At 65.6% G+C, this 20,436-nt stretch carries 16 protein-coding genes and 6 pseudogenes; 3 read left to right on the top strand and 19 right to left on the bottom strand.

Translation table 11 applies throughout. The features are described 5' to 3' along the window. Positions 1-316 precede the first annotated feature (316 nt). From ACVWWN_RS03470 to ACVWWN_RS03435, 8 genes and pseudogenes are all read right to left on the bottom strand, one after another. A complete protein-coding gene (locus ACVWWN_RS03470; RefSeq protein ID WP_457142642.1) occupies positions 317-3,340 on the bottom strand; it encodes a BTAD domain-containing putative transcriptional regulator in 3,024 nt (1,007 codons plus the stop codon). Positions 3,341-4,234: 894 nt separating this feature from the next. Further along, positions 4,235-4,639 (bottom strand): annotated as a pseudogene (locus ACVWWN_RS03465) (arsenate reductase ArsC); the annotation flags it as partial. Positions 4,640-4,678: 39 nt separating this feature from the next. Beyond that, a pseudogene (locus ACVWWN_RS03460) lies at positions 4,679-4,903 on the bottom strand (three-helix bundle dimerization domain-containing protein); the annotation flags it as partial. A gap of 60 nt (positions 4,904-4,963) precedes the next feature. Beyond that, a pseudogene (arsB, locus tag ACVWWN_RS03455) lies at positions 4,964-6,019 on the bottom strand (ACR3 family arsenite efflux transporter); the annotation flags it as partial. After that, positions 6,016-6,402 carry an ArsR/SmtB family transcription factor gene (locus ACVWWN_RS03450; RefSeq protein ID WP_457142641.1) on the bottom strand — a complete coding sequence of 129 codons (387 nt, stop codon included), beginning with the start codon at positions 6,400-6,402 and terminating at the stop codon, positions 6,016-6,018. The gene ACVWWN_RS03450 and the pseudogene arsB, both read right to left, overlap by 4 nt. A gap of 68 nt (positions 6,403-6,470) precedes the next feature. After that, on the bottom strand, positions 6,471-7,007 hold the full coding sequence (locus tag ACVWWN_RS03445; protein ID WP_457142640.1) for a DinB family protein: 537 nt from the start codon (positions 7,005-7,007) through the stop codon (positions 6,471-6,473). A 375-nt stretch (positions 7,008-7,382) separates the two neighbouring features. Next, positions 7,383-8,535: pseudogene (locus ACVWWN_RS03440) on the bottom strand (MFS transporter); the annotation flags it as partial. A 161-nt stretch (positions 8,536-8,696) separates the two neighbouring features. Then, positions 8,697-9,185: an ArsI/CadI family heavy metal resistance metalloenzyme gene (locus ACVWWN_RS03435; protein ID WP_457142639.1), complete on the bottom strand. Its 489-nt coding sequence runs from the start codon at positions 9,183-9,185 to the stop codon at positions 8,697-8,699. Between the two features lie 99 nt (positions 9,186-9,284). On the opposite strand from ACVWWN_RS03435, the gene ACVWWN_RS03430 reads away from it, so the two are divergent. Beyond that, positions 9,285-9,644 carry an Rv2640c family ArsR-like transcriptional regulator gene (locus tag ACVWWN_RS03430; protein ID WP_457142638.1) on the top strand — a complete coding sequence of 120 codons (360 nt, stop codon included), beginning with the start codon at positions 9,285-9,287 and terminating at the stop codon, positions 9,642-9,644. A gap of 563 nt (positions 9,645-10,207) precedes the next feature. Here the strand turns inward: ACVWWN_RS03430 and ACVWWN_RS03425 are convergent. From ACVWWN_RS03425 to ACVWWN_RS03395, 7 genes and pseudogenes are all read right to left on the bottom strand, one after another. Further along, the gene (locus ACVWWN_RS03425) at positions 10,208-11,191 is read right to left on the bottom strand and encodes a 2-hydroxyacid dehydrogenase (RefSeq protein WP_457148982.1); all 984 of its coding nucleotides are present in this window, start codon (positions 11,189-11,191) and stop codon (positions 10,208-10,210) included. A gap of 237 nt (positions 11,192-11,428) precedes the next feature. Further along, positions 11,429-11,534, bottom strand: a pseudogene (locus tag ACVWWN_RS03420) (RpiB/LacA/LacB family sugar-phosphate isomerase); the annotation flags it as partial. A gap of 689 nt (positions 11,535-12,223) precedes the next feature. Further along, positions 12,224-13,033, bottom strand: coding sequence for a DUF1906 domain-containing protein (locus tag ACVWWN_RS03415; RefSeq protein WP_457142637.1), 810 nt, complete (start codon positions 13,031-13,033; stop codon positions 12,224-12,226). A gap of 416 nt (positions 13,034-13,449) precedes the next feature. Continuing rightward, positions 13,450-14,352 (bottom strand): serine hydrolase, encoded by a 903-nt coding sequence (locus ACVWWN_RS03410; protein ID WP_457142636.1) that lies wholly within the window; start codon positions 14,350-14,352, stop codon positions 13,450-13,452. Positions 14,353-14,501: 149 nt separating this feature from the next. Continuing rightward, positions 14,502-14,930, bottom strand: coding sequence for a PPOX class F420-dependent oxidoreductase (locus ACVWWN_RS03405; protein ID WP_457142635.1), 429 nt, complete (start codon positions 14,928-14,930; stop codon positions 14,502-14,504). A 174-nt stretch (positions 14,931-15,104) separates the two neighbouring features. Next, a complete protein-coding gene (locus ACVWWN_RS03400) occupies positions 15,105-15,560 on the bottom strand; it encodes an SRPBCC family protein (RefSeq protein ID WP_457142634.1) in 456 nt (151 codons plus the stop codon). Beyond that, complete coding sequence (locus ACVWWN_RS03395) at positions 15,557-15,889, bottom strand: ArsR/SmtB family transcription factor (protein WP_457142633.1); 333 nt, start codon at positions 15,887-15,889, stop codon at positions 15,557-15,559. Before ACVWWN_RS03395 ends, ACVWWN_RS03400 begins: the two co-directional genes overlap by 4 nt. A 129-nt stretch (positions 15,890-16,018) precedes the next feature. Between ACVWWN_RS03395 and ACVWWN_RS03390 the strand changes: the two are divergent. Then, positions 16,019-16,707: pseudogene (locus ACVWWN_RS03390) on the top strand (DUF899 domain-containing protein). 52 nt (positions 16,708-16,759) lie between these two features. Here ACVWWN_RS03390 and ACVWWN_RS03385 read toward each other — a convergent pair. Then, a complete protein-coding gene (locus tag ACVWWN_RS03385) occupies positions 16,760-16,927 on the bottom strand; it encodes a hypothetical protein (protein ID WP_457142632.1) in 168 nt (55 codons plus the stop codon). 16 nt (positions 16,928-16,943) lie between these two features. Here ACVWWN_RS03385 and ACVWWN_RS03380 point away from each other — a divergent pair, with 16 nt between their 5' ends. Then, positions 16,944-17,081, top strand: coding sequence for a hypothetical protein (locus ACVWWN_RS03380; protein ID WP_457142631.1), 138 nt, complete (start codon positions 16,944-16,946; stop codon positions 17,079-17,081). A 152-nt stretch (positions 17,082-17,233) separates the two neighbouring features. On the opposite strand, the gene prpB is transcribed toward ACVWWN_RS03380, so the two are convergent. From prpB to ACVWWN_RS03365, 3 genes are read right to left on the bottom strand one after another with little or no spacing between them, the layout of a single operon-like run. Then, positions 17,234-18,139, bottom strand: coding sequence for a methylisocitrate lyase (gene prpB, locus ACVWWN_RS03375; protein WP_457142630.1), 906 nt, complete (start codon positions 18,137-18,139; stop codon positions 17,234-17,236). A 6-nt stretch (positions 18,140-18,145) separates the two neighbouring features. Next, positions 18,146-19,663 carry an MmgE/PrpD family protein gene (locus ACVWWN_RS03370; protein WP_457142629.1) on the bottom strand — a complete coding sequence of 506 codons (1,518 nt, stop codon included), beginning with the start codon at positions 19,661-19,663 and terminating at the stop codon, positions 18,146-18,148. 23 nt (positions 19,664-19,686) lie between these two features. Further along, entirely contained in the window at positions 19,687-20,361 is a 675-nt protein-coding gene (locus tag ACVWWN_RS03365) for a GntR family transcriptional regulator (RefSeq protein ID WP_457142628.1), read from the bottom strand. Positions 20,362-20,436 lie beyond the last annotated feature (75 nt).

Genomic DNA, 20,436 nt, shown 5'->3' with positions numbered 1-20,436 from the left:
TCGAGTTGTCGTCGACGAGCACGGGCACGGCCGCCGGTGTTGGTCTTGGATGCTGTTGATCTCGCCTCCAACGGCTGACAACAGATGCTGCCCAAGCGGGCGGGAAAGAGCCGATATCGCTTTCGCGCCCGGCTCGCGCCGCCGGCGGCGGTGTGCCGAAAAGTGTCGGCGGGCAGCCTTTGAGGTGGCAGGGCGTGCCGGAGACAAGCAGTCGGGGCAAGGCTGGGGAAACGGCAGGTGGGCGCGGTCCCGGCTGATCGTGCGCCGGCGAGGATTTCGTCTACACCCCGAGGCGCGAATGAGCCGAAATCGGCGTTCAGCGGCGCAGTTGGTCCAACAGCGTGCGGGTGCTGGGGGCGGGTGTGATCCCGGCGGCGCGCAGCGCCTTTTCGCATTGAGCAAAGGCGGTGATCACGCCGTCGTAGTCGCCCACGGCGCTTCGGATGCGCATGAGCGAGCGCCAGGTTCCTTCTCGAAGCGAATCAGCCGCCAGCACGGCCTCCGCCAAGCGTTGAGCCTTGGAATACTGGTCGGCCGCGTAGGCCGCGTCCGTGGCAGCCGCACGCGCCGTGGTCGCCAGCTCGGCCATCTGCTCGCGGCGCTCGTCGGCCCAGGTGGAACGGACGCCGGGAAAGTATTCTCCGCGCGCCAGCGGCTCCAGTGCCACTTCGGTGGCAGTGACGAGTTCGCTACCTTGCAGGCGCGCAGCGGCGGCGAGTTCTTGTTCGAGGCGTGCGGATTCACTGGCCAGCACGATGTCAGGGCTGAGCGCGACGCGACCGTCGGCGGAGACGCTGAGCGCGTCGGGGGGCAGCATCCGGCGTACTCCGATGACCGTCTTACGCAGGTAGGAGCGGGCGGACTCGTCGGCGCGGGAGTCGAACAAGCAGTTGAGCAGTTCATCGCGGCTGGCAGGCGCTCCGTTGCGGGCGGCCAGAAGCCCTAGCAGCTCATAGCATTTGGCGAGGCTCGGCCGCACCTCGGCGCCGTTGAGGATGATCGCGGTGCCCCCGAACTCCACCAGCTCGACCGCTGTCGGAATGCGGGTTCCCACCACGACGCCTTGGGCGGCCAAGGCGCGACCGATCCCGTGCCAGGCCGAGTCGGCGTGCGGTTCGGCGTCGATGCGTCGCGCTACCACCGCGGGGAAATCGGCCAAGGCTTGCAGCAGAACGTGGTTGGACCGCTGCCGGCGTGCGGCGCCTAGGGCGATGTCGGCAGCGCGGTCGGCGGCATCCTGGTTGCCGACGCGCCACTCAGCCTCGGCCAAATAGACCGCCGCCGTGGGCAGTTCCAGGATGCGGTGGCCGGCCTGCATGCTGGCTACCGCAGGGCGCAGCGACGATAACGCGCTGTCGCTGTCATCCTCGATGAGGGCCGCCAATCCGCGCCAAGTCCGCGCCAGCTCAGAAACCAATGAATAGGTGTTGGCGCCGTCGCGGTCGATCTGTTCCAGGATCGCAGTCGCGGTTCCCACGTCGCCGTCGGCGCGCAGCGCCAACTTCGCCGCGACAATGCGGTGCAACCCGGTCAGGATCGGCGATTCGTTCGCTTGGATGAACTTGCCGCCGCGGGCCAGTGCCGCGCGGGCCTCATGGACTCGCCCAGCGTCGAGTAGCACATCCGGTGCGACGACAGAGTCCACAACGCCGCGGAAAAAGCCCCCCGGCCGTGCCGTTTCATACTGCTGCAGCGCCTCTGCGGTGTGTCCGGTGGCGCGCAGCGCCCCCATCCGGCCGGTTGCCATGGCAACCCTGGTCCACGGCGATGGCTGATCATCGGTCAGCTCGCCCAGCCGGCCACGAAAATAGTCGATCCCGTACAGCATGCCGTCCAACAGACCCCCGGTGGGCTCAGGTCTGGGAGGACCGCTGCCGGGTTCCACCAGGGCGAGGGAGTAGCGAACCACGTTGACATCGGGGCCGGCGGGCGCCGCGTCGAGTACAGCGTGCACCGCGTCGATGCGCCCGGCGAGCATGTAGCACCATGCCATCAGCGCGGCGGCGCGTTCGGATTCGGCCGCAAGCTGCTCGCGCCGCCCGAGCGCGGCCAGCTCGTCGGCGATACGGGTGCCTTGGCTTTGGTCGTCGCGCGCTATCGCAAGCATCAGCTGGGCTTCAGCGAACTCGACATCGCCGACCGGTACGCCGGGCCGCATGGCCGCAATCCAACGATCGGCAACGGGGAAGTCCAGGCGGTCGATGACAGCGAGGATCGCACGACGGGCCGAAGTGTAGGCATCGGTAAGTGCACCGGCCGCCAGCAGCTCCTCGACCGCCTCCTCGTGAAAGCCTCTGCGCGCCAGCAGCCGTCCGTGTGCGGCGCGCAGCTCGCGCACCGCCGCGTCCCCACGCTGGTCGAGCAGTCCGCGCAAATACTCCCGAAACCGAGAATGGCAGCGCAACGTGGGCGGATCCGCTGACCACAGCGCAGGGATCGGTGCTGCCCGCAGCGAGGCGAGCCGCCCAGCGGCGTCGTCGATGCCCAACGCCACCGCCGAGCCGACAGTCACCTCCTCCAGCACCGAGGTGCTGATGAGGAACGCCTGATCGGCGGCGTCGAGTTCACCAAGGATGTGCGCACCCAGGTAGTCCCCAATGCCATCTGAGCCGCCGCTGGTACCAGCGACATGATCGCCGGAGCGCCACGCATCAAAGAGCACTCCGATCACCCAGCCGGCCGTGGCCTCCACGGCCTCGTGCGCATCCATCCCCGGGCGGCCCAATTTCTGCAGGGCGATGCGTGCCTCTTCCACCGTGAACGCCAGGTCCGTATCGCCGAGCCGTGCCACCTCTGCGCCCAAGGCGGGGGACAAGATCGAAGCACCCAGTGGCCGGCGGCTGATCAGAATCAGCCTCATACTTCGGGGGCCGTAGCGCACGACCGCGCCGATCACCTCCCACGCTGCCGGTGATCCGTGCAGCCGCTCCAGATCGTCGAGGACAAACACGACGTCGGCGTCGGCGACTGCATCGACGAGGAGGCCCGCCGCCTCAGCATGCGGGATGCCGGCCGCGAGCGCGCCGGTGGCTATTCCCCGCACCGAGGGCACTTGTTGCGCGAGCGCCTCTTCCAAGTAGGTCACGAGCCGCCCCGGTGCGGCGTCGGTGGCGTCGACGGACAACCAGGCAACCGGTCTGTCGAACTTGCGGCTGGCATCCGCCACGGCCACCGACTTGCCCGCCCCAGCAGTTGCCGTGACCACAATGACCCGGTGGGTATCGACGAGTTGGCAGAGCAACGCATCAAGTCGCTCCCGCGACACCGCGCCCACCGCAGTGTCCGGAACCATCAGCTTGCGCCGAATGACGCGGGGTCGCTGAACCGACGGTGCCGACATGCTCACTCCTGTCAGACCGTCATGTTACGCGGCCGCCCGCATACCGTGGGCTCATTGACCTGTCGCACAGCGCTCTTGAGCTGGTCGTGGCATGGCAGCCTCGTTGCGAAGAGCTAAATGTTCGTGAAGTTCATTGCCTCACCGGCGACACCGGTCGCCGGGTGGAGGAGACGTAGCGACAGCGCGTACGGCACGCGAATACCGGGCGGCAGTGCGGGCGTGGCGCCGCCCGCACCGTTCGCCGGAAACCGAAAATGAATGGACCCTCAAGACGGCGACGCCCCATCAGCGCAACACCAGTGTGAGCGCGATCTGAATGGAGTCGAGATCGGCCCTGGCCGGACTCGCAACACTGACCCTGACTTGTGCAGAGGCGTGCGCGGGTGGCTGGGTCGATTCACCTGCGCGGGGCCAGGGTCCGACTTCACAATCAGTTCGCTGACGAGTATCTCAGGGCCAGTCGGTGTGCTTCTTGCTCGAAATGTCCGATAGCGGAATTGGGTTGATTGTGGCGAATTGCTGTAAGCATCAGCGCAACTGGAGCGACGTGTCGCGCTTGCAACGTCCACGGGACAACTCGCCTTGGACAAAGAGCAGAGGAGCACCACGCTCAACTGCCACTCGCTACCGCCGCGGCAGCTGCGAGCCTTCGTCACGCCAGCTGCTGAAATGTCTTCTGACTGAGGATCCGCCCTCGCCGCGAGCACCGTTGTGGTAAGCAGTCCGAAACCACGCTGAGGAAGCTCTGTGGCGTACTGGCACAGCCTCCGCCGCAGAACGGCATCCGGATCCTGGGAAATATTGGCGGCGGGCTCATGGCCTCGGGTGGCGCGCCCGCCGAAGCGGCGGTCGACGCGTCGCAATGGGTGCCGATTGCGGTGGGGCGGTGCGGTTTTAGCGGCTGATGGTGACATTCAGGTCGGCCAGCAGCCGGTGGATGCGTTCCTCGATGTCGTCGCGGATGGGCCGCACGGCGTCGAGACCTTGGCCGGCGGGGTCTTGAAGTTCCCAGTTCTCGTAACGTTTTCCGGGGAAGATGGGGCAGGCGTCCCCGCAGCCCATGGTGATGACCACGTCGGCGGCTTGCACGATTTCGTCGGTCCAGGGTTTGGGGTATTCACCGGTGATGTCGATACCGATCTCGGCCATGGCGGCCACGGCGACCGGGTTGATCTGGTCGCCGGGTTCGGATCCGCCCGACCAGGCGACTGCCTGCGGGCCGGCGAGGTGGGTGAAGAATCCCAGTGCCATCTGTGAGCGGCCGGCGTTGTGGGTGCACAGGAACAGCACGGCGGGCTTCCCGTCGCTGATTTTGCCTTCCACCCGGGCCAGGGCGTGTAGGCGTTGGCGGGCAAACCGTTCGGCGAGCAGGGGCAGGAAGTAGGGGATGGTGGGCCGCCCGGTGAACTGGTCGTAGGAGGTGTGCAGATATCGTTCGATGGTGTCGGCGCCGAAGGTGTCGGCGTATTCGGATTCCAGTCGGGTCGCGGCGGTGCGCAACGCGTGCCGTTGGTCGATGGACAGATCGTGGCGGAGTTGATGGGTTACCGGGCTGTCGGTCATCGCACTAATCCGTTCGCGTCGTCGAGTCGGCGGGGAGGTGTTGGGGGTGTGATGGGTGAAGCGGCGCCGCAAAGCCAGCGAGACGTACACCAAGGCAACCAGGACCGGCACTTCGATCAGCGGGCCGACGACACCGGCGAGGGCTTGACCGGAGGTGGCGCCGTAGGTCGCGATCGCCACCGCGATCGCGAGTTCGAAGTTGTTGCCCGCGGCGGTGAATGCCAGCGTGGTAGTGCGCTCATAACCCAGGCGCAGCAGCGCGCCGAGCAGGTAGCCCCCACTCCACATGAGCGCGAAGTAGGCCAGCAGGGGCAGCGCGATGCGGGCCACGTCCCACGGTCGGGTGGTGATCTGATCACCCTGCAGGGCAAAGAGAATCACGATGGTGAACAGCAGCCCGTAGAGCGCCCACGGGCCGACCTTCGGTAGGAACGTGGATCCGTACCACTGCCGGCCCTTGGCCTTCTCGCGGAGCCGTCGGGACAGGTATCCGGCCAGCAGCGGAATGCCCAGGAAGATGAGCACGGATTTGGCGATCTGCCACGGCGAGGTGGAGATGGTGGTTTGTGCCAGGCCGAGCCAGCCGGGCAGCACCGACAGGTAGAACCAGCCCAGCACGGCGAACATGATCACCTGGAAGAGCGAGTTCAGCGCGACCAGGACGGCGGCTGCCTCGCGGTCCCCGCAGGCCAGGTCGTTCCAGATGATGACCATCGCGATGCAGCGGGCCAGCCCAACGATGATGAGCCCCGTGCGGTATTCGGGCAGATCCGGCAGCAGCAGCCAGGCCAGGGCGAACATCAACGCCGGCCCCACAACCCAGTTCAACATCAGCGACGACAACAGGAGCTTGCGGTCACCGGTGACGGTGTCGAGGCGGTCATAGCGCACCTTCGCCAACACCGGATACATCATGATCAGCAGACCCAGCGCGATGGGCAATGAAATGCCGTCGACCATAACCTTTTCCAGCGCGGTGTTCAGCCCGGGAATCAGCCGGCCCAACAACAGGCCGGCGACCATCGCGACGCCAATCCACACCGGCAGAAACCGGTCGAGCAGCGAGAGCTTGTCCACGACTCCGGCGCGGGCGCCGGTTTCAACTCCACTGGTCATGTCGACGCGCCCGTCCGGGCAGCGTCGTCGGTGGCGACGCTGAGCACCGCCGACAGGTTGCTCAGCGCGTCGGGGACCACGGAGTAGTACACCCAGGACGCTCGGCGCTCCGAGGCCAACAGGCCAGCGTCTTTGAGCACCTTGAGGTGATGGGAAATGGTCGGCTGGGTCACGTCGAAGTCCCCGGAGATGTCACAGACGCAGGCTTCACCGCCTGCGTGGCTGGCCACCAAGCTGAACAGTCGCAGCCGAATGGGATCGGCCAATGCCTTGAGCTTGGCCGCGACATCGGCGGCCGCCTCGGCCGACAGCGGCTCGCGCACCATCGGCGCGTACGCGCATGCCGAGATATCGCTGAGGGGCAACAGGCGCGACTTAGACATACATCGATATTGACAGATATCGAATCAGACACCAAGTGAACAGTCGCTAAGCCCGGGACGGGACCTCATCAGTCCAATGCGCTGAGGGTCAGCTGCCGGGAATGAAAGTCGAAGTGCTCGCCGGGGAAGCGATAGACGTCTGCCAGGGTCATGTAGTCCTTGAAGAATGGGTCCCATCGCGTCGGGAAGTGCATCCCCCGTGACCAGCTGTCGTCGCTTTCCTGAGCGAGTTTGCCTTGCAGCGCAGCGATGACGCGATCCATCTTTGCCCCCATCCGGCGGCGGTTGTAGACCAGGGCGGCTGCGCTGGAGCCGTAGTAGTTGATGGCATCGAACGGTATGGCTGCTGCGTTGAGGACGCGGGCGAAACTTCGGCTGACTGCATCGGGCAGCCGGTCGAACACCTTCACCAGGATCAGCAGCCGGTGCACCACCATGTAGCCGAACACCATGTGAAACAACAGTTGTTCGTTCGTCCACCGGGTGCCGAGCGTCGGTCTGCTCCAGTCATCGGGTCCCGTCACACCGAGCAGCCGGTGGAACTCGACGCGCGCGTCTTCCAGATCGGCGGCAAGACCAACGCGGTCACTGGGGCCGGTCGACACGGTCCCCGCCCAGGGCGGCTGTCAGTTGCTCGATGCTCGGGGAGCCGGTGATGCCGTGAGCGGAGCGGTAAAGCCGACATGACAAACCCGCCACCGCGTCGGGTGGCCCGAACAGATCGTTCCCATCAATAAGGATCGTTGGCGATCCGGTGAACCCCAGTGCGGCGGCCTCAGCGTCGGTCCGAACCCGTCGGAGCCGAATATCGACTCCGGCGCAGCCGATTGCATCGAGGGCATGCCGCAGCCGTTGCCGCGTGACCGCCAAACTGGGGCAGCCCTCGACGAACCGGACTTCGACGTCCACCCTTCGATAATGCGCCTGCTAGCAGCAGGCCGCCGCCGAATCGGGCCGATGGCGATCGCTGGGGAGCTGGGTGGGGTGCTTGCCAGGCTGATGAGGGTGGCCAGCAATCCGATGCCGCCGAGGAGGACAAACATCGGGGCGTATCCGCCGAGCAGGCCGGCCAGCGCGGCGCCGATCCATGGCCCCATCGCGGTGGCTAGGGTGACGGGTGCCGACAGGACCCCGCTGAGATGACCGTAATATATTGGGCCCCAACGGTCGGTGACGGCGGTGGCTTGCAGCACGGTGAGGATGCCGCGGGCGAACCCGGCCAGGACCGCCACGATCACCAGCGCTATCAGCGAGGCGAACACACCCAGCAGTGCGGTGGTGGCCGCGATGGCGGCCAGGATGACCACGGTACGGGCCCGGACGCTGAGGCGTCGCACCAGCGCCCGGTAGCCCAGGCGGCCCAGCACCTGGCCGGCACCACCCAGGCCCAGCATGACCGCAGCGGTTCGGGTACTGATGCCGCGTTCGGCCATCAACGGCACCAGGTTGACGATGATCGCGTAGGACGCGCACGCGGCGAGTGCGATCGCCGCGGTGAGGGCGATGAACGGCCGGCTTCGGGTGGTACGGGTGGGTGGCTCGGCAAGGTGCGGGTGCGTGGCGGCTGGCCAGGGCTGGCGCAGCCCGAAGAAGTGGGCCGGGACGGTGACCACGGCCAGCGCGGCAGCGAGGACGAATAGGTTGTGCGCCAGGGCAGATGGTCGGCCAGGCTGCGGTCAGGGGTGCGAACACGGTGCTGGCCAGCCCGGCGACCAGGGCGAGGATGGTCAGCGCGCCGACGTGGCGCGGCCCGTACCAGCGGGTCAACGCCGCAAACGCCGGTTGATACAGCACCGCGCCCATTGCCATGCCGATGGCGATCTAGGCCACGACGAACCATCCGAGGGTGGGCGAAAGCGCCACACCTGCCAGGGCGAGGGGGCCGAGCACCGAGCCCGCAGTCATCACCGCGTGGCGGCCGTGACGGTCGATCCAGCGGCCGACCCCGATGCCCACCAGGGCCGAGGTGACCAGCGCGGCCGAGAATGCCGCGGTGACCGCGGACTGTGACCAGCCGGCCTGTTGGGTCACGCGTACCGACAGCACCGTGAAGGCGTAAAACAACACGCCTCAGCTGGTTATCTCAGTCAGGCACAGTGTCGCCAGGACACGGCGCAGCTTGCCCTCACTCATCACGATGGTCTGTGCCGCTACCGAATCCGTCACCGCACTGTCCCGGTGCCCGCCGCTGAGAAGGCCACCGGATGGTCAGTCATCGTCCCCCTCGAGATACGGGTAGCCGGTTGCGCACCACGGTGATGAGGTGGGCAACCGGCTCTGCCGATTCTTCGGGTTCAGCAGCAGGATGCGGTGTTGGCAGGTTGACCCGCATCGGCCGGGGCCGCGGTGCCGCCGCAGCACACACCGCCCTCACCGTCGCCGGAATTCTCCAGGTGTCCGGGGCTGGTGCCAAAGGTATCGGAATCGTTCAGGACGGTGTAGACCTCCCATTTTTCACCGGCCGGGCCGCTCACCCAGACCTTGTCCTGGGTGGCAAAGCAACACGTGGTGCCGATCTCCTCGTCGGTGAACAGCCCCTCACCGCTGAGCCGGGCGATCTCGGCATGCACCTGCGCGCTGGACTCCACTTCGACGCCGAGGTGGTTGATGGTGCCGCCTTTACCGGGGTTTTCCAGCAGCACCAGCTTCAGTGCCGGCTCAGCCACGGCGAAGTTGGCGTAGCCCGGCTTGATCTTGGCCGGGGTGGTGTTGAACAGCTTGGAGTAGAACGTGATTGCCTCGTCGAGATCATCGACATTGAGAGCGAGCTGAACACGGGACATGATGCGACCTCCACAGGGATGAGACATATATCGAACTGACGCGTCGAGCCCAGAATGCCACCTTTTTGATATATGTCAATACGGTGGCAAGATGGGGTCATGCCCAAAGCGCTGCCCATGATCGATATGTCTGCCCCGGTGTGCTGCGCACCGGTGGCTGCGGGTCCGATGACCGACGCCGCGGCGCTGGAGGTGGCGCTGCGGCTCAAAGCACTGGCCGATCCGGCCCGGGTGAAGATCATGTCGCACCTGTTCTCCTCGGCGACGGGCGAGGAGAACGGCGGCGACCTTGCCACCGCCGTCGGGCTGACCGAGTCCACCGTCAGCCACCACCTCACGCAGCTGCGCAACGCCGGCCTGGTGGCCTCGGACCGCCGCGGCATGAACGTCTACCACCGCGCCCAGCGCAGCTCCCTGGCCGCACTGTGTGCGGTGCTCGACCCCAACTGCTGCACCTAGATCGCAGCAGAATCAGTTCGACGATCCGGCCCCGGCGGCCGGCGCCATCACGAAGACCGTGATCGAACGCCGAAGTAGTGACCGTCCCCAGTAAGTCGATCTTGTGGCCGTGGCGGAGCGAAGATCTACCAACGTGCGATGAACGCACAAGTGGTTCGACGGCTCGAACAGTCGTACTGGTTCTCGTGGTTCCAAATGTGCTTGCACGCTTGGTGTTCGCCAGGAGGTTGCCAGACGGTTACCCGGATTTCGGAGGCCGCGTAGTGTCGAAGCGAAGCTGCTGCACTGCATAAGGCATCCGAATTTTCTCAGAGGCACTGAGGATGAGCGGCCGACCGGACGAACTCACGCAAGCCGAAACTCCTGTGCCCCAACGCCTGCCGCTGACATCGGTGCAACGGCCCAACCGGCTACCGCCGCTGGACTTGTCGCGCCGATGTGACGATCACCGTGCAGTTCCCCCGCCTGTACTAGATCGCTGCAATATCGCCGCTGAACCAGCCCAGCACTGCAGTGAGGGCCGCCGAACGCATCCAGTTCCGAGTCGGGGGCGAGTGTGAACGTCATCGGACCGGGGTGAGGGGCGCTTTGCCGGCCAGCACGGCGACCGCGTTGTCCACGGCGAGGATGCCCATGGTGTCGCGGGTCGCTTCGCCGGCGCTGGCAGTGTGGGGGGTGAGCACCAGGCCCGGCGCAGCCAATAGCGCAGGGTTGACCCGCGGCTCGCCTTCGTATACATCCAAAGCGGCGCCCCGGATTTGGCCGCTGTGAAGTGCGTCGATCAGCGCGCCCTCGTCAACAACGCCACCGCGAGCGGTGTTGATCAGATACGCAGAGGGCTTCATCAGCCGTAGCGCGGCGGCGTCGATCATGTGGTGTGTCTGAGGTGTGAGCGGGGTGTGGACGGAGATGATGTCGCTGTCGGCCAGCAGGGTGGTGGTGTCGACGAAGGTGACTCCGTTCTCGACCGTACCGGGGGTTCGACTGCGCGACGACGCGATGACGGTCATGTCGAAGGCGTGCGCACGGCGTGCCACGGCCTGGCCGATCCGGCCGTATCCGAGGATGCCGAGCGTCGCGCCGGCGCTGATGTCGAGACCGACCAGCATCCGAGGTCCCCAGACCCACGGCTGCTGAGCGCGAATTAGCCGGTCGCCCTCGGAGATTCGCCGGGCGACGTCGAGAATCAACGCAAAGGTGTGGTCGGCGGAGGCGCGATCGAGCACGCCGGGCGTGTTGGTGACGGTGACGCCCGCGGCTTCGGCTGCGGACAGGTCGATGTTGTCGTATCCGACCGCCACGTTGGCAATGACCTTCAACTGCGGTCCGGCGACGGCGAGGAGCTCGGCATCGACCCGTTCGGTCAGGGTGATGACGGCCGCACTGGCACCCGCGATGCCCGCTTCAAGCTCGGCGCGGTCCGGCGGGGCGTCCGACCCGATCCGCACCTGTGCTCCCAGTGAGTGGAGGTGACTCATCGCGCGGTCGGTGAGAAGGCGCGACACGTAGATCAATCCGGTCACGGTTGGGGCGGAGCCAGCCGACATCGTCACGTAAAAATGCTCCCCGTCAGGTTTTGCGGTTTCGCGTCGGATACGGCGGCCGTAACCGACTCGATGGTTTCATCCAGTGTGCGCAGCGGCGGGCTTTCGGTCACGGTTGACTACACCTTCCGGTACTGCTGCCACCGTTCGGCGACGATGCTCCGCCATTCTGGGCGCGGCCGCCCGAGGCGGGCCTGCGGAGACACGACGGCGGCCCCTCGAGGACGTCGACACACATCGCGGCGGCGCCGCAGTCGATCGGCTCATGCCCGGACTCGGAGAGGTGTTCAGCGATGGCCTGCTTAAGCTCGTATCCGCCGTGGTCCCCGCCGAGATAGACGCACATGCGGCCATTCTGCCGCACCGTCCGGGCTATGCCGCTGTCTCTACCGCAACCGTGGGCGCCGCCGATGTCTCCTGGCCAATTTCCTGGCGGGTCCTAGGACTGCACGGTTGTGCAGAATTTCTCTTGCCACAACACTGGTGTGCCGGAAGTGGGCCGGTCCGTCGGGATTCCCAGGCATGCTGATTCAAATGGATGTACGGGTCTGTGCACGCAGTTGGCAAGCCGCCGGCCGAAGTGGCAAACGGACCAGACACGTACTCGGCGTACCGGATACAAGCTTCAAGGTTCCCATCCAGCCGCTCTGTATGCGAAGTCGAGCGTGTTTCAGTGGCGGACACGAAAGTGAGAAAAGCCAGCATGGGCTCACGCGTCCGCCTAACGGTTTGCGCATCAGAACTGATCGCTCCCTCACCGACAGTCGGCCGCCCCGACTCCTGGGCTAGCGTCCGTCGCGCGGCCGGGTGCCAAAGATCATGTCGCCCGAACCGGCAGGCTGAGCCGCGATGCCCATCAGGCAACCTACCCGAACACTCTCTGCGACAGCGTTTTACGCCCAGTGGGTGACCTACAACGGGGCGTTCGTTTGTTTCTGCCACCACACTCACTGGGCTGATGGCTGCTTATAGTGCGGGACGAATATCGGCGTGGTCGGTTTGGTCAGCTTGCCACAGCTTGGGTGGGTTACGGCCTCACGGATGCAGGTTCCACTGGCCACAATCCGGGGCCAGGACGTCGTTGACGTCGACTTCGAGCCCGCCGACCAGCGGGCCTGGATTCGACGCGGTGCTCACCACGCGCTGGTAGAGAACGGCGGCGGGATAGATCTGGCCGCGCGACCACGAACGCGTCTGCCACGCCCAGACGCGGCCGGGCGAGCGTGAACGTCCGATCACTCCGTCGGCAGTGGCCCACTGGCACGTATTGATACCGCCGTAGATGCCGGTGCGCTGCACGCCGATCACCGAATTGATTCCGCGAAACCATGGCAGCGCCACGGTGTCCCAGGTGTTGCGGTCGATGTCGTCGTCGACGCTGAAGAAGATCGGCGCACTGCGGCCGCCACCCGCGGCGGTATGCAGCTGCCAAGCGGTACGCGCGTCGGCGACCCCTCCGGCGTACCCGCGGGTGAAGTCCGACGGTGCGGTCCCGCCCGGCTTGCCGTATTGATAGTTGCTGACGATCACCAGCCCAGCGGCGGTCAGTGACTGCGCGTAGGGCAGGGTGATGGGCTTGGCGCCGAAGGACGAGCCGGGCCGCGACGTCGAGACGTAGTTGATGACCCCGGAGTGGCCTGCGGCCCGGATATCCCGGGCCGCAACCTGACGCATGGCGAAGTCGATCAGTGTGGGAGCGGCGGCCGATGCCGCGGGCGCGCCAACACCTGCTGCTGCGGCACCCAGCCCGGCCAGCGTCGACGCAGCGGCGACGCAGCGTAGTGCGTCGCGCCGGGAAATCGGGCGCGATGGCCGCGGGTTGGTGGTCCCCGACGAGTCCTGCACTTGACGACGTTAACAATGTGGCTGCTGTTATGTGTGTAGCGTCCGCTGGGTGTGTCCGGTTCGCGATCTACGTGACGCGAAGCCGAAACATCTATTTCCACCGCCACGGCCACGGCTGGTGCCGGGCCCGGGGCGTGGAAGGGCCTTCCGAAGTCGGCGTCGGACACAATGCACGTTGTCCGTCGCGGTGCTGGGTGGCCGCTGGCACCGCATCGAGTTGGATGGGCCGAGCGACCTGCTGGCCGTCACCATGGAGAGCGGGACCCGCCTCGGGAAGCGGGCCTGAGGTAACGGGCGGCTCGGTCCGCCATCGAGTGTCGCCCCTGGCGGTACGGGGCAGAACCGCCGAGGCTGGAGGGCTTACAGTCCGGACTGCGATCCCTCTTACGAAATCCTGCGGTTGGAATCCGGCGGCGTTAGATCTTGCCGCCTGGGAACATTGTCTTGACGGCCTGAGTGACGGTCTCGCGGGCGGCGGCGGCGTCGTCGGGTTCTAGGGAGCTGATCGCCATCACGTAGCGGCGTTCGGGTCCGATCGCGCCGGTGGACACGTGCAACTGGTTGGCGCCGTTCCAGCAGCAGAACCAGCCCTGCTTGACCGCAACCGGCTCGGCATAGAGCCCATCGGGGATGCCGAACCGCTGCGGGTACCCGTCGGTTCCCGTCGGTGTGGATTGCGCGAGGTCGCTGATGATGACGTTGGCCTGTTCGGGTGGCAGCCCACCGGTGCCGTCCAACAGCATGTCGTAGTAGCGGACCAGATCGCTTGCGGTGCTCAGCGTGACGTCCCAGTGTCCGTTGGAGGGTGCCGTCGTGCCCGTTAACCCGTACCGAGCCACGACACGCGCGATGACGGCGTTTTGACCGCTGCGGTTCCAGAAGATCTGGGCCGCGCTGTCATCGGAGGAGCGCAGCATGACGTCGAGTGACTTGCGGTCGGCATCGGATAGTTTCATCTTGCCCTCCGACTCCTGCAGCAGCACGTCGTCGGCGATGAACAGCTTGACCACGGACGCGATCGGGAAGGGCTTGCCGCCCCCGTTGGAGACGATCTGTCCGGTGTTGCGGTCCAGCACAACGGTTTCGATATCGGCCCCAGATTTCGCCGCGTCGGCGGTGGCTTGACGAACGCGGGCGTCGAGTCCGTCGAGTGAGGCCGTCGGCTGGCCGGGTGGGGCCTCGGGCCGCACTGGTGCCTGCGGGGTGTTCTCAGCGGCCGGCGGCGTACCCCAGACCTGTGCCTCACAGCCGCTCACGAGCAGCGCCACACAGACGAGTGTCATCCTCGTCATCGCCCATCTCGGCCGCCGCCGACGCATACACATCTCCTCCGAGCAGATACTGATCCAAGGGAGCGGGGTCAACGCTGCGCCCACCGGTTAGCCAGCGTAATCGACTGGCTCACACGGTATGCGTGCCGATCGCCCGCGAGAAGACCGTCGGACTTCCGAGCCGCCCCTGACGCTTCTTACTGCCGACCGTCCGCCTGATCGTTGTTCTTCTGCGATCCCCAGCCGTGAACTCGGTCGACCTCGATCAGCGCACTGATGCGGGACCGGTCGCGTCGAGGGTATTCCTGGCCGGTGTAGTGGCGGGACAGCGCGTCGATGTCAGCCAGAGAATCGTCGTCGTACATTTGCGTGACCCTTCCGATGATGGTCACGTGGGTGTACCAGTCTGCGTCGTCGAGCACCGTCAGTGACACGCGGGGGTGGTTTCTGAGGTGTTCCAGACGCTTACGGCCGTGGTCCATGTTGACCATAAGGTGATCTCCGCGCAGGAGATACCACGTCGCCGCTGAAACCGGCTGGCCGTCGGATCGGACGGTGCTGATCACCGCCGGGTTGGCCTTGAGCAGCATTTCCTTGGCTGAGTCAGACAACGGGGACGTCGACATCGGATACCTCTCGGTCGGTTGGCTAGACGAATGACTCTTCTATACCCGCCCAGCTCAGCAGCGATGCACCATGCAGCCATCTCTTCTGATGCCGCAACCCTTCCCATTGAGCCACGATCAGGATCCACAATGAGATTGGCGTGTGCGTGTCAGTGAATTCACGCGATCGGCGGGCTACTCGTGGTTGATCCTGTGCAGCCTGCGCAGAAAGGCGGTGAGCTGATCGCAGACGCCCGCCCACCCGTTTTGGTATTCGTCGAAAGCGTCGGGGGGCAGGAGGGAATGCTCGATGGTCATGAGTGTCTGATCGTTGTCGAGTGGTTCGAAGGCGACGGTGACGATACTGGCCGCGGTCGGATCCGGCCAGCTCGAATCGCTCCACGTGAAGCGCAGCAGGTGTGGGGGTTCGATGGCCAGGAAACGTCCGGTGATCAGAAAGCGAGTGCCCAATTCGTCGATGTCGAAGCGCACGCTCCCCCCTGGGCGGGGTTCGACGGTGAGGTCGACAACGCGGGTGGGGCGTGGGCACATCCACTCCGCCAATGACTCCGGATCCAGCCATTGGTCGAACACCACGTCTGGTGCGGCGAGCATGACCCGTTGCACGCGGGCAATCGGCCCATTGTTCATCGCGCATGCCGCTGTCGGCGCAGCCGCGCCGACAACGCGTCCGCACGTGTCGACCAGAAATCGGTCTGCTCGTTGATCCACCGCTGGGCCATCGTCAATCCGTCCGGCTGCAGGGAAAGCCAGTGCTCGCGACCGCGCACCTCGCGGTGCACGAGTCCAGCCGACTCCAACACGCCAATATGGCGCGATACGCCGGCGAACGTCATCGTCAGCGGTGCGGCCAAGTCGGTGATGCGGGCGTCACCCTGGCGGAGCGTCTCCAGCAGCCGACGGCGGGTGGGATCGGCGAGCGCGGCATAGGCGCGATCCAACACCTGATCTTCAACCATCTTGTTGACTATAGCTGTCGCTCATGATGTGCTGAGGACTAGATATTCAACAGCACTGTTGAACGTTGATGATGCGTTGTTCGCCGGACTCGGCGAGAACTGCTGCAGCAGAAGCGGAAGGAGAATCGGATGAAAACACCTCCGATTGTGTCGGCGCACGAATGGGAGGTTGCGCTCCAAGAGATGCTCGTCAAGGAGAAGGAGCTACAGCGTGCCCGTGACGAGCTGGCCGCGCGGCGCCGCCGAATGCCCTGGATGGCGGTGGAGAAGGAGTACATGTTCGGTGGGCCCGAGGGCAGCGTGACCCTGGTTGACCTGTTCGAGGGGCGCCGCCAGCTCATCATCTACCGAGCATTCATCGAACCGGGCACGTCGGACGGCGACTGGCCCGATCACGGGTGCGTGGGTTGCTCTTTGATGGCCGACCACATTGGCAACCTTGCCCATCTGAACGCCCGCGACACCACGCTGGTCTACGCCTCCCGGGCTTCACAGGCCGACCTCGACCGGATGAAGGCGCGGATGGGCTGGAATCAAATCCCTTGGTACACCATCACCGACGATTTCGACAAAGATTTCGGCGTCGAAGATTGGCACGGCACGAATGCGTTTATCCGCGATGGGGACAACGCGTTCCGCACCTATTTCATCAGCGGCCGCGGCGATGAGGTGTTTGTGAATACCTGGAACTTTCTCGACATGACTGCGCTTGGTCGCCAAGAGGAGTGGGAGGATTCGCCCGAGGGCTATCCACAGAGCCCACCCTATGAGTGGTGGACTGGCACGACAAATACGGCGCGCAGACGCCGTCGCGGTGAACAACCAGAACGACCAACGTCCGCCGCGCCGGCCCGACCAGTGACTGCGCCTCTATCGGAAACGCGGGAACGGATCGTCCTGTCGGTGTCCGGGTTCGACGAAGCGGGCGCGGAGCACCAGGCGGGCCAGATTGGGCCGAGCACCGAACTGGTCGAATACCCAACGCGTGGCGTCGAACGAGACTTCCGGCTGAAAACCGTTGGCCACACATATCTTCATACCGGGGAGTCCTTACTTGGACTCCGACGCCGTGTTCGCCGTCAAGCAATCGCTGACCGGCGAGGTGGGCACGATGTCCGCCGAGCAGGCCGCGCAACTAAAGGCCGTTCGGTACGCCGATGATCGGCCTACATCTGCCCACCGCTTCTGGTGATGGTCACCGTGTATTCGTGGGTGATCACGGCGATGATGCCGTCACCGCAGTCGCCGGATCTGTTGTGTGGGCACCCGCGCTGAACGCTTCCCGTGGATGCTCACGGTGCCGGCAATAACCCGATCGTGCTCATCACGCCGGCACACTCTCGGTCAGTCGGCGACGCGGAAGTTGAAGATGGACTCATCAAACCTGTTGTAGTCCTCGTAGTCGATGAGGTCGTAAAGATCTCGGCGGTGCTGCATCTGACCCACAAGCGACGCCAGTGTGCCCTCGGTCCGAAGCGTTCTCAGTGCCTGTTCGGCGGCACCCATGGCCATTCGCAGCAATGACACCGGCCAGATCACCACATTGACCCCGACGTTGCGCAGCTGCTCGCTGGTGAACAGCTCGCTTTTGCCGAATTCGGTCATGTTGGCCATAATCGGCGCGTCGATGGCCGAGCGGACCGCTGCGAACTCCTCGAGTGATCCGAGTGCTTCGGGGAAGACCGCGTCAGCGCCCGCGTCGACGAGCCGCGCCGCGCGATCGATCGTCACCTCGATACCTTCCACCGCTCGGATGTCGGTGCGGCCGATGAGCACGAGGTTCGGGTCCCGCCGCGCGTCGACGGCGGCGCGGATGCGCTTGACTGCCGTGGCGTCGTCGACTACTTGCTTGCCGTCGAGATGACCGCATCGCTTCGGGTTGACCTGGTCCTCGATGTGCAGCGCCGCGACCCCGGCGTCTTCGAGCTCCTGGACCGTGCGGGCGACGTTCATCGGTTCGCCGAAACCGGTGTCGGCGTCGGCCAACACCGGTAACTCAGTCGTCCTGGCGATCTGGCGGGTGCGGGTGGCGACCTCCGTCAACGTCGTCAACCCGATGTCGGGAAGCCCTAGGTCGGCGCTCAACACCGCACCGGAGACATAGACACCGTCGAAGTCCCATCGTTCGATCAGCCTGGCCGACAATGGATTGAACGCTCCGGGAAACTGCATCAACTCACCCGAAACCAGCCGCTCCCGAAGCTTGGCCCTCTTGTCCGCCGGTGTCGTCGTCGCGTAAAGCACGCTCACTCCTCGTCAGAAGATCCCGGGTGGCCCGGGTGGGGGCAGCGCACCGGGTAGGGCGGTAAAGGTCAACTGCTGCAACTCTTTTGGCCCGAGCTCCGGCAGGCGCAACGCGAGCGCGAGGAATCGTTCCGCCTCGTCCTCGCCGAGCGTCGGGACGGCGAGGCTGCGGAACTTCTGTAGGTACTGATCGCGCCCAAACGTCCGGGCCCCGTTGGGATGTGCGTCGGCGACGCTGATTTCGTCGACTATGGTGCGCCCGTCGGTGAGCGTGATCACCACTCGTCCGCCGTAGGACTGGTCTGCTCCTGCCGCGTGATAACGCGCCGTCCATTCCTCGTCCTCGACCGTGCTGATCTTGCGCCACAGTGCGATGGTGTCGGGGCGTGAGGCTCGCTCGGCGGTGTACGAGGCTTCGTGATGCCACGTTCCGTCCTGCAACGCCACCGCGAAGATGTACGGCAGCGAATGATCAAGGGTTTCGCGCGACGCGTGCGGGTCGTACTTTTGCGGGTCTGCGGCCCCCGAGCCGATGACATGGTGCGTGTGGTGGGAAGTGTGGATGACGACGGTGTCGATACCCTCGGGGTCCGCGATGTCTCGATGTTCTCGAAAAAGCCTGCGGGCGAGATCTATCCAAGCCTGCGCTTGGTACTCGGCGGAGTGTTCCTTCGTGTAGCTGTCGAGGATCGCGCGTTTGGGCTCGCCAGGCTCCGGCAGCGGCACCTGATAGCTGGCCTCGGGCCCGTCGAGCAGCCAGGCGATCACGCCGTCCTCGCCCTCGTAGATCGGTGACGGGCTGGCCTGGCCCCGCATCGCCCGGTCCACCGCCTCGACGGCGACCTTGCCGGCAAACGCGGGCGCATAGGCCTTCCACGAGGAGATCTCACCCTTGCGGGACTGGCGCGTTGCCGTCGTCGTATGCAGCGCCTGTCCGATTGCCTGGTAGATGACTTCGGCGGGTACCCCGAGCATCGTGCCGACTCCCGCCGCGGCCGATGGCCCGAGGTGCGCGACGTGGTCGATCTTGTGCTTGTGCAAGCTGATTGCCCGGACCAGGTCGATCTGGAGCTCGTAGCCGGTGGCGATGCCGCGCACAATCGACCGGCCGTCGGCTCCGACATGCTGGCCCACCGCAACGACCGGCGGAATATTGTCACCAGGATGCGAGTAGTCGGCCGCCAGGAATGTGTCGTGAAAATCCAACTCGCGCACCGCAACGCCGTTGGCATAGGCGGCCCACTCGGGGCTGGTGCGCACACCGGCGTCGACGCCGAAAAGCGTCGAACCGGCCCCTCCGGTGCTCGCCAGGTGCGCGACCGCCTGCTCACGCGCCGCCGACGGCGCCGATCGGCCCACCGAGGCGGCGGCGACGCCCGCGTTGTCGATGAAGCGGTTGACGATCATCGCGGTCACCTCATCGCTGACGTCGACCGGGTCGGCCGCGACTTCGGCCATCGCCCAGGCGAGTTGCTCGTGGCGGGCCAGCCCTTCCTCGCTGCGGTGGACTCGAACGCGGTGGTAGCGCATGTAAGGCGTTGTCCTTCCTGATATCAGCCGGCACCGAGGCCGGTGTAGTCGTGGCGGAAGTGCTCGAGACTGTTGTGCAGATGGACGTGTGTGGCATGCGTCGCGAGCGCCGCATCATGGTTGGCGATCGCCGACGCGATGAGCGCGTGCTCGAGCGCGGACGCCGCCAACCTCATCCGAGAAGCGCCGGCCTTCCTCCGCACCCTGGTCACATGGGTGCGGAGCACGTCGAGGGCGTCGACCAGGTACACGTTGCTTGCCGCGGTGTCCACGGCGTCATCGAACCGGCGGATCAGCGTGTAGTAGTCATTGATCTGCTGTTCGCTCACCGCCGGATCGTCAAGCGACGCATGCCACTGCTGGAAATCCCGGGCATAACCGGTGAAGATCTCGGGGTCCGCGTGCCGTGCGGCAAGTTGCGCGGCCTGGGCCTCCAGGCAGGTGCGCATCTCGTACAACGCGTCGATGTCACGGTCGGAGACGTCAGTGACGGCGAGCCCCCGGCCGCGACGGTCGTCGAGCAATCCCTCGGCCACCAGCCGCCCGAATGCCTCGCGGACCGGGGTGCGTGAAACCCCCAGACGCTCGGATTGCTCGACCTCGAACAGCGTGGCCCCCGGCTCGAACACCCCCTCGAGAATGTCAGACCGCAGCTGCTCGTAGGCCCGCGCTGCGGCACTTGACGGCTTGGATGCCACCGCGCCAGTGTATACACGCCGAGGACTCCGACTTTTGCAACCAGGGATTTTCGAGAGCTCATTGCGGTTATCCGT

Source organism: Mycobacterium sp. URHB0021 (assembly GCF_054057895.1).
The sequence above is the reverse complement of the archived record's forward strand: the minus strand, read 5'-3'. Positions and strand labels throughout refer to the sequence as shown.

Excerpts from the sequence above, each read along its gene's own strand:
- ACVWWN_RS03435 (WP_457142639.1), bottom strand. The coding sequence starts at position 9,185 with ATGTCCCGTGTTCAGCTCGCTCTCAATGTCGATGATCTCGACGAGGCA.
- ACVWWN_RS03395 (WP_457142633.1), bottom strand. The coding sequence starts at position 15,889 with ATGGTTGAAGATCAGGTGTTGGATCGCGCCTATGCCGCGCTCGCCGAT.
- ACVWWN_RS03370 (WP_457142629.1), bottom strand. The coding sequence starts at position 19,663 with ATGCGCTACCACCGCGTTCGAGTCCACCGCAGCGAGGAAGGGCTGGCC.
- ACVWWN_RS03410 (WP_457142636.1), bottom strand. The coding sequence starts at position 14,352 with ATGCGTCGGCGGCGGCCGAGATGGGCGATGACGAGGATGACACTCGTC.
- ACVWWN_RS03400 (WP_457142634.1), bottom strand. The coding sequence starts at position 15,560 with ATGAACAATGGGCCGATTGCCCGCGTGCAACGGGTCATGCTCGCCGCA.
- ACVWWN_RS03405 (WP_457142635.1), bottom strand. The coding sequence starts at position 14,930 with ATGTCGACGTCCCCGTTGTCTGACTCAGCCAAGGAAATGCTGCTCAAG.
- ACVWWN_RS03470 (WP_457142642.1), bottom strand. The coding sequence starts at position 3,340 with ATGTCGGCACCGTCGGTTCAGCGACCCCGCGTCATTCGGCGCAAGCTG.
- ACVWWN_RS03430 (WP_457142638.1), top strand. The coding sequence starts at position 9,285 with ATGCCCAAAGCGCTGCCCATGATCGATATGTCTGCCCCGGTGTGCTGC.
- ACVWWN_RS03450 (WP_457142641.1), bottom strand. The coding sequence starts at position 6,402 with ATGTCTAAGTCGCGCCTGTTGCCCCTCAGCGATATCTCGGCATGCGCG.
- ACVWWN_RS03385 (WP_457142632.1), bottom strand. The coding sequence starts at position 16,927 with ATGAAGATATGTGTGGCCAACGGTTTTCAGCCGGAAGTCTCGTTCGAC.
- ACVWWN_RS03425 (WP_457148982.1), bottom strand. The coding sequence starts at position 11,191 with ATGTCGGCTGGCTCCGCCCCAACCGTGACCGGATTGATCTACGTGTCG.